This is a genomic window from Fibrobacter sp. UBA4309, assembly GCF_002395745.1.
Classification (GTDB): domain Bacteria; phylum Fibrobacterota; class Fibrobacteria; order Fibrobacterales; family Fibrobacteraceae; genus Fibrobacter.
The window spans coordinates 1-12,026 of sequence record NZ_DGUN01000061.1; the positions used below are offsets into that span (position 1 = coordinate 1).

Here is a 12,026-nt window from a genome sequence, read left to right on the forward strand (position 1 = left end):
GCCGTGCAGGACGTGGTCCTCGAAGACATCACGCAGCAGATGCGCCCCGACCGTATCAAGGTATTCCCGGGTATCGCGCTTATCGCTACCGTGGGTCACGGCATGACGAACAAGATCGGTGTTGCCGCGAAGCTGTTCACCGCTCTCGCCGAGAACAAGGTGAACGTCCGCATCATCGACCAGGGTTCTTCGCAGATCAACATCATCACCGGTGTTGACGAAGCCGATACCGAGAAGGCCATCAAGGCCATCTACGGCGCATTCGTGAAGTAATCCGCAATTGTCATCCCCGCGCAGGCGGGGATCCCCTATTATAAAAGACGACCCGGAATAAAATCCGGGCCGTTTTTGTTACTCATCTCGATTGGTACCGATGGCTAGGAACTCAATGGCTTCATACCCGTCGAGTTCTGTGTTCGGCTGTTCCTGAAAGTGGAAAACGATTCTAACTACTTTTTTTGCCGCCTCTTCGCCCGAAATGGTTTCTGCATCTTCATTAAGATTGGTTTGTTTGAATTGATTCCACTCGAAACATTGAGGTTCCTCTTGTGAAGACATTTTCACGGACGGCAATGCATATCCAATCTTCTGGTTGATGGAATCACCTAGATCCAGTTGTATAGTTGGACTGATTGTTCCTTGATAAAGAACGCATATTCCATTCCAAGCGGAAATATCCGCAGATATCGCATGGCTGCTAGAATCAAAGCCAGCTATATTGAAACCGATATTACAAAAGGGATCATATGGAAGATTTCCTCTTACCAATTGGACCATGGCATAGAGAAGGCCCTTAAATTCAGACAAAACGTATTTCCCCTCACTCCAAATGATTTGTGATTCGCCACCTTCGGCGGAATCTGTTTCGAAAAAGAACTCACCCGCCCTTTCACCAAATGAGGTGGAGTCATCTATATATATACTCGCATTTACTTTGAGGTCGCCGTTAGACCATAAGTCACCATCGCCATGAGGCCATATTTCAGAACATCCTCCACGAGAACCCCAATTTCCGCTTGCTTTGCAGAGTGGATGAAAATTAGATGAAGACGATACCTCTTCAGATGAGGAACTTGAATGTTCTAAGCCCGAGGGGTTGGAGGAGGATTCGATTTTTGTAGTTGAGGTCTCAGAGCTGTCGGGTGTTCCTGAAACTCCATCATTTGAGCAGGCAAGCAATGTAATCGTAAGTGCTCCTGCTAATACATATGATTTCATTTCGAGCCTCCTTTTTTATTTTTGTAAAAATGAGCATATGCAACTTGCATTGCGTCGGTTGGGTTAAAGTCAACACGATATACCTTTGCATATTGGTGTACGACGACATCTCGTGCGAGAATACGGCCGTAGATTGTCTTGTTCACTTATAATATAATGAATATGAAAAGGGAAAGTTTTTTTGTAAAAACCTAAAATAAGATTGTATGCTATATTTCAGGAGAAATTAAGTGCTCAATAGTGGGTGCCGCCCCCGACCTAACGGCCGGGGGCTATTTTTTTGCTATAGTGCATTTTATGTGCTATAATTCTCTAAATGTGCTAAAAAATATAAGATTTAGAGCGTTATAAGCACTTTTTAGCTTTATAATTCTCTAAATGTACGTTTTTACAATTTGAATAGATCATCCAAGACGACTTCGTTTTGCACCAACTCGTTATAATATTTGTTGCGTAGCGAACCGTACGATGTTACGAGTACTGTCTGGACGGCCTTGCGTGTTTTTATACTATGTTCGAAAACATCTTTCTTGTTCTTGATATTGTCGTAATCTGTTTTGCTTATCGAAAATTTCCCCTTGGAATACTTCATTTCGCAGATGTCTATTACGCCGTCATCGCGGTCAATGATCAGGTCGATCTGTGCTCCCTTTTTGCTCTTTTGTGGTTTTGTGTTCCAGGAAGCTACATCCGTGAGAATTCCCGATATTCCGAGGGTGTTCTTGATTTGCTCGATGTGTTGCAGGCAAAGGCGTTCAAATGCTAGGCCATACCATGAGTTCAGAAGCGGCTTGTTGCTGGACTTGCTCCAGAAATTGGCATCTGTCTTTTTCTTGTTAGCAAGGAAGCTGAAATGAAAGAGAACGAAATTGTCTATAATCTGATATAGTGCATCTTTCTTTTCTTGTCCGATTTTATGGTATCTGCGGATAAAGCCGCATTCGTCGAGTTCGTCGAGAATCTTGGTCAAGGTTCCGTCATTTTCAAATTTCGGAGACTCTGCAAATTTTTCTCTGGTGAGCCCCGACTTTTTATCGCAGAGAATTGCCAGGACATCAAGATACGGGGCGGGGTTCTTGAACAGTGATGCGAACATTTCTCTGTATTCGTTCTTCAGCTTTGCGTCTTTCGCAAAAAAGAGCCTGTCAATATTCTGCGGTAAACTTTCGCCGCGTTTGAGCAGGCTCCAGTAGAAGGGAACTCCCCCAAAAATCATATAGGCGTTGGCAATGTCCGTGCGTGAAAAGCCTAGTCCTGCAGTTTTGGAGTAATTTTCGCATTCGGCAAGGGTAAAAGGCTGCAGATGAATGGAACTGGTCAGGCGGTTATGTAGGCCACCCCGGTTATAGATAATCTTGGTCGTAATCCACGAGGTGGAACTCCCGCAAACAATCAGTACGATGTCGTGTTCCCTGCGTGCCGTAGCCCAAGCATTCCAGAAATGTTCGAGTGCGCTCACGAAGCCTGATTTTGGGGTGTCCATCCACGAAAGCTCATCGATGAAAACGACCTTTTTGGAGTCTTTTGACTGTTGCAAAAAATTTTGCAATGCGGTAAACGCCTCGCTCCAATTTTTTGGCACGGCCTGCTTGGGGGCACCCGCTGCAATGAGGGAATCGCGAAAGGCCGCTAACTGCTTTTTGAGAGGTTGGTCGGAAAGGCCTGTATGTTGAAAGGTGAAGTGGTAGTTGAACGTCTCTCGAATGAGATAGGTCTTTCCAACGCGTCGCCTTCCATAAACGGCGCAGAATTGGGATTCCTTGCGGTTGAGCAAGGATTGGAGTTCTTTTTGCTGTTCTGTGCGGCCTATTAGCATAAAATACCTCTTTTTATGCTAATATAATAAAAAATGCGCTATAATTCTCTAAATGTGCTAAAAAATACAAGATTTAGAGCGTTATAAGCACTTTTTAACGTTATAATTCTCTAAATATGTATTTTCTGAATTCTAAACTTTACCGCTTCTTCACGGTCCTGACGGCGGGACTGATCTTCTTTTCGCCGGTGCCGAGGTAGCGGCCTTGCGTATCGAACACGCGGGCGTTGGCTGCGCGTCGGGTTTCGTAATATTCGCGTGGTATCGCAATGCCGGTTGTGGAATCGGGTGACGCAGGCTCCGCGCTGGATTCGAGTTTCCACTTCTCGAGGGAATCGAGTCCCGCGTTCCCGAGCACGGCCAAGTCATAGCCGATGACTTTCACGGCGCCTGCGGCGTATGCAGAATCGAGCTGTGCCGAAATCCTTGCGCTGTCGGCAAGCGCGTGCGAATCGTCGGTGCGGAACAGTTCCAGGTCTACCCAGAAATCGATGCCGTATTTTTTGCAGGCTGCCGCAACGGCGCGTTCGTAGTTGCCCACGGTCGCGGTTTCGGCATGAACTTTGCCCGCATCGCTTGCGCCTACGCCGTCCTGTACGGCGATAATGTCGGGCTTGAATCCTGCGGCAAAGAGTTTTTCGAAAAACGATTGCAATTTCTCGGGCATTTCCAGATTCTGGTTGTAGAAGGGAGCGGCCATCACCTTCCAGCCCTTAGCCTGTGCGGCCTCGGTAACGGGTTTCAAGAAATGCTTCGTAAGCATTTCCGGCGTCGCGTCGCTGCGCAGGCCGTCCCAGTAGTAGCGCGCAATCTCTTGCGGAATGTACACGCCCGCGACTACGGTCTCGTTGCCATAAAGCGCGTAGATTTCTTCAAGCACTTTCAGGTTGCGTGCAGACAAAGTATCAAGCTGCTCGGCGGTCGGTGGCGTGTACCAGTTGTCGCCATTGTAGTAAAGCCCGAGCCAGATTTTTGTGCCGACGGCTTTTGCCGCCTCGATGCTCTTGGGGAAAAGTTCGTTGTTCTTGTATTGCGTGTTCTGCAGAAAGTCCAGTTGCGAGGGGTAGTACAAGTGCGTCGCCTCGACCGCGGCGTACTGCAATACGACTTCGTCCATCCCGAGCGCGTGCAGCCTCTGGTGCATGTGCGTGATGGAATCCTGCGGGTAGTAGGCTGTGGACCAGCCCGCGTCGAAAACACCCGCGAACCCCGCCGCATGAACTGCGCCGGCAAACGGCCCGACAGCTCCGCACAAGAGCGCGGGAAGCATGAGTCGGAATATGTGCTGCGAGATGGACATACCCGAAATATATACTTATTTCGGGCGAAAGGCACGATTCTCGTATCGGTGACGTTATTTGAGTGTTGCCATCACGTCTTCCACAATCTGCTTGGGCGTGAGACGGTTACGTTCCATGAGTTCACCGTAGGGGACCTTGTCGTAGAATTCCTTCTTGAGGCCCTTTACGAGCACGTGCATATCGGTGTTGCCGTAGAAGCGGGCGATCTTTTCGCCGAAGCCTCCGTCGATCACGCCGTTTTCGAGGGTTACGACAACCTGGTGGTCGGCGCACAATCCCGTGAGCGTAGCCTCGTCAACGCCTGTCGCAAATCGCGGGTTGATGATGGTCGCGTCGATTCCCTGCTTGGCAAGTTCTGCCGCGGCTTCTTCGGCGAGCGCGTAGTAGCTGCCGAGACCGATGAGGGCGACTTTACTGCCACGCTTATCCACTTTATACGTATTCAGCTTGGAATAATCCTTGTCGAATGCCACATTCCTGTGCGAGACCCCGTTCGGGATGCGGATGGCCATGGGGTGTTCTGTCTGGTCAATGGCGTAATCCATCATGGCGATGGCTTCTTCTACGCAAGTCGGGCAGAGGTACACCAGGTTCGGGATATTGCTCATCATTGGGATGTCGAAAATGCACAGGTGCGTGGTGTCGTTCATGCCGTCGGCGCCCGACATAGTCACAAGAATCGTTGCCGGGTTGTTGTTCGCGCACAGGTCCTGCGAGAGCTGGTCGTAGGTGCGCTGGATGAATGTACCGTGCGTGCTGTAGATGGGCTTGGCGCCACCTTTGGCAAGGCCCGAGGCGAGTGCGACGGCGTGCTCTTCGGCGATGCCCACGTCAATGAACTGCTTGCCCGCTTCTTTACGGCGGTCGGCAAAGAAGCCGATGCCTGCAGGAACCGCGGAATGAATCACGACGACTTTCGGGTCCGCCTTGATTTTTTTCATCAGGTAGTCGCCGAGGATTGCGCCGTACGATTCGTCGTTACCCCAGTTGACGACGCCGGTCGGGATGTCGAAGGGTGCGGCCCAGTGGAAACCTTCCTTGGAATTTTCGGCGAAGCTGTAGCCCTTGCCCTTGAGCGTATGGATGTGCACGACCACGGGCTTCGTGGAATCCTTCACCTGCTTGAACGCGGCGATGAGCGATTCGATGTCGTTGCCCTGCTCCACATACAGGTAGTCAAATCCGAGGCTTTTGAAATAGTTGTTCTCGCTCTTGCCCTGCGTAGCGCGGAGTTCCGCGAGGCTCCCGTAAAGACCGCCATGGTTTTCGGCGATGGACATTTCGTTGTCGTTCACCACCACGATAAAGTTCGTCGCGTATTCGCCGGCGTTGTCGAGGCCTTCGAATGCTTCGCCACCGCTCAAGGAACCGTCACCGATGACGGCGATGACGTTGCCCTTTTCGCCCTTGATATCGCGGGCGGTTGCAAGCCCGAGCGCAAGGCTCACGGAAGTCGAAGTGTGGCCAATCATGAACTGGTCGTGTTCACTTTCGCAGGGTTCGGTGTAGCCGGTAACGCTCCAGTACTTTTCCGGATTCAGGAACGCTTCGGCGCGGCCTGTCAAAATCTTGTGGGTGTAGCTCTGGTGGCTTACATCGTAGACAATCTTGTCCTTGGGCGATTCAAAAACATAATGCAATGCGATGGTCGCATCTACGAATCCGAGGTTCGGCGCCAAATGACCACCGCATTTTGAAATCTTGTTGATAAGCGCCGTGCGGATTTCTGCCGCGAGCACCTTGAGGCTTTCCGCGTCCATCTTCTTCACATCTGCAGGGGACGCAACCTTTTCTATAAGCATAAATACCGCCTTTTTAGACAAATATACAACCTTAAGCTAGCCACGCCCACCTTTTTTTACTAACTTTAGCCCGTCATACAAGTAGGAGATAAAAAAATGGCTAAAACAACTGCAAATAAGGCTACAAAGGCCCCCGCCAAGAAGGCCGCCGCCAAGCCGGCTGCCGAAAAGAAGGGTTGCGCCAAGGCTTGTGCAAAGCCCGCCGCTAAGCCCGCTGCCGCCAAGGCTGAAAAGCCCGCTGCCAAGAAGGCTGCCCCGAAGGCCGCCGCCGCGAAGAAGGTCGCCGTCGAATTCGTCGCCGACTGCCCGCTCGCCACGACCGTCTCTGTTGCCGGTACGTTCAACAACTGGGCTGTCGACAAGGACATGCTCAAGAAGGACAAGAAGACTGGCCTCTGGACCGCGAAGATTTCCCTCGCCGCTGGCGACTACGAATACAAGTTCGTGTGCGACGGCAAGAACTGGGACGCAGGCGACAACAAGATCAAGCACGTCTAATCGCGCTTTTTTGTTCGTTTATCGGAAGGCTCCGGGTTACCGGGGCCTTTTTTTGCTAGATAGCGAAAGCTATATTTGGAGAAAGGAGTGTCTTGCATGAAGAGATTGTTGTCGTTTTTGGTTCTATTTTGCATTTATGCATGTACGTCGGATAGTTCATCGTCAGCAAAACCGACTCCCGAGGGCTTTGCAGGACATTCAACGTTGTATGCGTATTTGGAACAGACTCCCGTGACCGAGACGCAAGATGGATATGAATGTCCCGATTGGCACACCGAAATTGATACTACGGTAGAAGTGCGTCTGCCCAGCCTGCAGTATAACCTTAAAATATATTTCTGGTGCCATACGGAACAATTTTATCCCGACTGCGGTTACGAGGACGTGCGCATCAAGGTCGATGGCAAGCCTGTCGAGAATGAATTCGCGTTCTTTTACGACAGGGATACGTCCTTGAAGGTCATGGTGCCCGATATCGAAAACGAGCATGTGATAGAATGGAGCCTTGACTCGGCACAGTGCGGGAATTTCCATGCGAAGTACCGTTTGACTCCGTCGAAGGAACCGGGTGACTACGTGATTCTTGGAGAGTACCGGCAGGAAGAATCGAATAGGGTCAAGGGTCCGACCATATTCAAGAAGGGCAAGCTGTTCTTTGATATAGAGAGCCATTACAGGCATGCGACTTTTGACTGGGACTATGAATACGCCTATGTGGATTCCGCACAGTCGGATTGCATCATTGCGAAAGACGGCGATACTTTGCACTTACCGCTTAAGGTTTTGGAGCGCGAAAGCGAACGCCTTCGTCCGGATATCCGTGTTGAAGCCGATAGCGCAAAACTGGTTGATTTTCTAGGAGCGGACACCGCAGCGGAAGTATCGTGTGCCATAGTGTACCAGTCGTGGATTGTACCCAAGAAGGTGGATTCCCTCCAATATGATTTTAAAATAAACTTTATCTCTTTTGTTCCGGAGTATACGGACCGCTTGGAAGAAATTGATTGCGCTGCTGACGCACCTTGTTTTGAGGGGGAGTTTGCCCGCTGGATTTACACTGAACGGGTGTGGCGTTATAACACGAATACGCATGTACTTGCGAAAACGACAAAGGGTGACCTTATTTACAAGCGGAAAGGGCTGAGTTGGTGTTCCCCAGATAATCTTTGTCGTTATATTTTCGCGAGGAATGATTTGCCGGTTGATGCTAATGGGGACACGCTGGAATTGGAATACTTGCAGTTGATTGCTTTTCCGGGAGGTTTGGCGAGTAATTGGGATACTTGGCGGATAAAAAATGCTCTTGACAGTATTTATGGTTCGAATGTCGCCGACGATTGGTATGCCGATGAAGAGAGTGCCGTAAAAGTGGATTCCATGATGAATGTACTTGTCGACAAAGACGGCAACCCGAAAGATGGCCTGTGGATAATGGCCAAGCGGCTGACATTTGAGCAAGAATAAAATCTTGGCATATTGCGCTGGGCCAATTACCCGGCGCTTTTCATTTTGTGTAAAACATTGTGTGGGCTCAAGCCGGAGGATTGTTGTTGAGAGCATTCACCACTAACCACTATTTTCTATCTTTCCCCCCATGAACTATTCCATTCCTCAAGAAGTTTTCGTGAAGGCTGCCGAACAGTACGGCACCCCCCTCTGGATTTATGACCGCGCCACTATCGAGAAGCGCGTGAAGGAAGTCCAGGTTTTCGACACCGTGCGTTTTGCCCAGAAGGCATGTCCGAACCTCTCCATCGTAGCGCTCGTACGCAAGCTCGGTGGCGTGGTGGATGCCGTTTCTGCAGGCGAAATCGTCCGCGCGTTGAAGGCGGGTTTTAAGGGTGGCCAGCAGAAGGGCAAGGCTCCCGAAATTGTCTACACCGCAGATATCTTCGACCGCGACGCGCTTGAACTCGTGAAGAAGTACGACATCGCGGTGAACGTGGGTTCGCCCGACATGATCCAGCAGCTTGCCGATTTCGGCGTGAAGTCGGAACTTACGCTCCGCGTGAACCCGGGCTTTGGCCACGGGCATTCGAGCAAGGTGAATACCGGCGGTCCGCTCAGCAAGCATGGCGTGTGGCACGAACAGATTAAGGACTGCGTCAAGCTCGCGCAGGCAAACGGGATGTGGATTACCGGGCTGCACATGCACATCGGTTCCGGCTCCGACTTCGAACACCTCTCGCAGGTTTGCGACGCGATGGTGGACGCTAGCCGCCGCCTGGGCTCTCACCTCCGCACCATCAGTGCAGGGGGCGGCCTCCCGATTCCGTATCACGAAGAAGACAAGGGCAACCGCATTGACATGCAGGCCTACTACGATCTGTGGGACAAGGCCCGCAAGAACATCCAGCAGAGCATCGGCCACGAGGTTCACCTGGAAGTCGAACCCGGCCGCTACCTGGTGGCCGAAAGCGGTTACCTGATGGCCGAAATCCGCGCCGTCAAAAAACAGGGCGACAACCTGTTCTACCTGCTCGACGCGGGCTTTACCGATCTCGTCCGCCCGAGCTTCTACGGCAGTTATCACGGCATTTCCATCATCGCCCGCGACGGCCGCGAGATGAACGAGATGGTCGACGCAGTGGTGGCAGGCCCGCTCTGCGAATCCGGTGACGTGTTCACGCAGGAAGAAGGCGGCTTCGTGGTGACCCGCAAGCTCCCGATGGCAAAAGTCGGCGACTTGCTGATTCTCCATGACGCGGGCGCCTACGGTGCCGCCATGAGCAGCAACTACAACAGCCGCCGCTACGCCGCCGAGACCATGTACACCAATGGCGAACTCAAGGTCATCCGCGAAAGGCAGACTTTCGAGCAGCTCTTGCAGAACGACCGCGTTATCGACCTGTAAACTTCGCATGGCGACGTTTTGCTCGCTGAAAAATTATTAAACCGGCAATTCAATTTGCCGGTTTTTTATGATACCAGTGCAAAAAAAATATCCCCTTTTCGTTTTATTTATGTATTTTATTTTACATGAATATACAGAAGAGCATTCCCCTGTTTTTGCTGTCCGCCGCTATCCTGACATACGCCCAGACAGCCGCCCCTACCCAGGCTCCTGCGACCACTGCAGCTCCTGCACCCGCGGAAACCGCCGCTGCGGCTCCCGCTCCCGTGGCCACCGCAACTCCTGCTCCCGCGGAAACCGCCGCTGCGGCTCCTGCCGCCCCGGCTGAACCTGCCGCCGCACCCGCAACGGCTCCTGCAACAGACCCGGCCGCCACTCCCGCCGCCGAAGCCCCGGCCGCCCAGGACCCGGCCACAGCCTTCGTACAAGAAGATCCCGCAGCAACACAGGCCCCTGCCAAGGATTCTACGGCAGCTACCGAATTCCAGCAGGAACTCATTCCTGAATTCACGGCCGAACCCGTTCCGGCAAAACAGGACTCCGTAACGGCCCCGGTCGCAGCCGCAGCCGACACAACCGCCAAGGTTGCCGCCGCAGCCGACACCGCGAAGAAGGCTCCCGCCGCCAAGCCGCAACCGCCTGAACCGCCGCACATGCTCGACGTGCTGCACGGCAATGCCTACAACCTGGCGCAGAACGAAGCCGCCGCACCGACCGTGAACGGAAACATCGCATTCCCGCATAAAATGCGCGGCCTTAGGCTCGGCTATATCGAACCTGTCGACGACATGGGTGCAGTCTCGTTCGGCGAAAGGGCCACCTACTTCTTTGTATTCGACAACTCCCAGGATCTCGGCATGCTCACCGCAGGCCTTGCCCTCAACAGGTTCGGCTTTACCGTCGGCGCCGCCGTCGACAAGAACTGGACCTACGCCACCTACCCCAAGCACGAAGAAACCTATAGGACCACTTCCGGAGGCACGCTCGCCGCGGCGACATTCTCCATGAAGGCCGGTTCGGTGGATATCGCCCTCCGCGGAAAGTACGTGAACCCGAAGAACATCAAGTACGTCAACATCCCCGGCTCCGAAACGGACCTCAAGATCTGGGATGCCATGGGAACGCTCGCCGTCTCCAAGTCCAACAACAATAAGTTCGCCTGGACCGCACAGGTTTCCCTGTTGCGCCACAACTCGGAAAAATTCAGCCAGAGCCTCGTCGAAGAAATCATCGACGGAAAGAGCAAAGTCGTCATCCACACCGTCACGGCAACCGACACGACCGCACGCGTAGAAGTCACTCCCGAATTCAATTTCGGTTCGAGAATCCTGCAGTCCGAAAAGGCCCGCATCTTTATCGGCCTGAACACCGCGCTCCCGATTGTCGTATTCGACCAGCTTGACAACTACCGCGAAACGGAAACCACGTACGCCTTGACGACCGCTCCCAACGTCCTCGGCGAAATCGCCCTGAACAGCCACTTCATGGTGTTCGGAAGCGTAAGCCACCGCTGGGAAATCTTCCAATACGGCATCTACGAGCAGGACCTCACCAGCATCAAGACGCTCGATGTCCAATCGGGCAAGACAGAAGCCAACCTGGGCGCAAGATTCCAGTACGAACAGGCCGCCCTCGAACTGGCGTTCACCAAGACGTTCCTGCAGAATCCGTTCGGAAGTTTCTCCGATCATGATAATATCGCCATGTCCATTGGCGCGTTCATCATGTTCTAAAAAACTATCTTTGCGTGCATGGATAGAGCACGTCGACGCAGATTCGGCCAGAATTTTCTGGATGTCCCTACCGCAAAGCTGATTGCGGGCGACTTGCCCGCAGACGCCGGAGAGGCGGTGCTCGAGATCGGGCCCGGCCACGGCGCCCTCACAGAACACCTTCTCGACCGCGCCGTGGAACTCACTGCCATCGAAATCGATGAGCAGTGCGTTGAATTTTTGCAAGAAAAATTCCGGGCCCGCGAGAATTTCCACATCGTCAATATCGACTTCCTGAAATTCGACCTGCAGGCTTTCTTGGACGCCCATGAAAAGCCGTGGATTACGGGGAACCTCCCCTACAACGTCTCGACCGCCATCATCGCAAGCCTCATGCCGCGCCTGCACCTCACGAAGGGATTCATGGGGATGGTTCAGCTCGAAGTCGCCGAACGCATTTGCGCCTCGCCGTGCAGCAGCAATTACGGCAGCCTTTCCGTACTCGTCTCCGCCTTCGCCGACACGCAGATTCTCCGCAAGATCGGTCCGGAACATTTTACACCGCGCCCGAATGTCGACAGCGCCACCATGCTGCTCACGCCCAAAGCCTGCCCACTGGAAGCTCCCGAAGGCTATTTCGACTTCGTGCGCGCCGCATTCACGCAAAAGCGCAAGACACTCGCCAACTCTTTCGGCAAGGCATACGACAAGAAGAAAATCCAGGAAGCCATCGAGCTACTGGACTACCCCACGACCGTCCGTGCCGAAGAACTTTCCCCGGCACAGTTCCTGGAATTTTATAAAGTCATCGTAGGCTAACCACAA

Annotated in this window: 10 protein-coding genes; 6 read left to right on the forward strand and 4 right to left on the reverse strand. The window is 52.6% G+C overall.

Annotated elements, in window-relative coordinates:
* Positions 1–273: ACT domain-containing protein (locus B3M32_RS08750; protein WP_290745515.1), on the forward strand; the 273-nt coding region annotated here is incomplete at its 5' end.
* A 78-nt stretch (positions 274–351) separates the two neighbouring features.
* Here the strand turns inward: B3M32_RS08750 and B3M32_RS08755 are convergent.
* From B3M32_RS08755 to B3M32_RS08770, 4 genes are all read right to left on the reverse strand, one after another.
* Positions 352–1,218 (reverse strand): hypothetical protein, encoded by an 867-nt coding sequence (locus B3M32_RS08755; RefSeq protein WP_290745518.1) that lies wholly within the window; start codon positions 1,216–1,218, stop codon positions 352–354.
* 388 nt (positions 1,219–1,606) lie between these two features.
* Positions 1,607–3,034 (reverse strand): AAA family ATPase, encoded by a 1,428-nt coding sequence (locus tag B3M32_RS08760; RefSeq protein WP_290745521.1) that lies wholly within the window; start codon positions 3,032–3,034, stop codon positions 1,607–1,609.
* Positions 3,035–3,173: 139 nt separating this feature from the next.
* Entirely contained in the window at positions 3,174–4,334 is a 1,161-nt protein-coding gene (locus tag B3M32_RS08765; protein ID WP_290745524.1) for a DUF4434 domain-containing protein, read from the reverse strand.
* A gap of 54 nt (positions 4,335–4,388) precedes the next feature.
* Positions 4,389–6,137: a 1-deoxy-D-xylulose-5-phosphate synthase gene (locus B3M32_RS08770; RefSeq protein ID WP_290745527.1), complete on the reverse strand. Its 1,749-nt coding sequence runs from the start codon at positions 6,135–6,137 to the stop codon at positions 4,389–4,391.
* 96 nt (positions 6,138–6,233) lie between these two features.
* Between B3M32_RS08770 and B3M32_RS08775 the strand changes: the two genes are divergently transcribed.
* The 5 genes from B3M32_RS08775 (at position 6,234) to rsmA (ending at position 12,020) form a co-directional block, all read left to right on the forward strand.
* The gene (locus B3M32_RS08775; protein WP_290745530.1) at positions 6,234–6,635 is read left to right on the forward strand and encodes a glycogen-binding domain-containing protein; all 402 of its coding nucleotides are present in this window, start codon (positions 6,234–6,236) and stop codon (positions 6,633–6,635) included.
* Between the two features lie 96 nt (positions 6,636–6,731).
* The gene (locus B3M32_RS08780) at positions 6,732–8,099 is read left to right on the forward strand and encodes a hypothetical protein (RefSeq protein WP_290745534.1); all 1,368 of its coding nucleotides are present in this window, start codon (positions 6,732–6,734) and stop codon (positions 8,097–8,099) included.
* 130 nt (positions 8,100–8,229) lie between these two features.
* Entirely contained in the window at positions 8,230–9,489 is a 1,260-nt protein-coding gene (lysA, locus tag B3M32_RS08785) for a diaminopimelate decarboxylase (RefSeq protein ID WP_290745537.1), read from the forward strand.
* A 125-nt stretch (positions 9,490–9,614) separates the two neighbouring features.
* The gene (locus B3M32_RS08790; protein WP_290745540.1) at positions 9,615–11,222 is read left to right on the forward strand and encodes a hypothetical protein; all 1,608 of its coding nucleotides are present in this window, start codon (positions 9,615–9,617) and stop codon (positions 11,220–11,222) included.
* A gap of 18 nt (positions 11,223–11,240) precedes the next feature.
* On the forward strand, positions 11,241–12,020 hold the full coding sequence (gene rsmA, locus B3M32_RS08795) for a 16S rRNA (adenine(1518)-N(6)/adenine(1519)-N(6))-dimethyltransferase RsmA (RefSeq protein WP_290745543.1): 780 nt from the start codon (positions 11,241–11,243) through the stop codon (positions 12,018–12,020).
* The last annotated feature ends 6 nt before the right edge of the window (positions 12,021–12,026 follow it).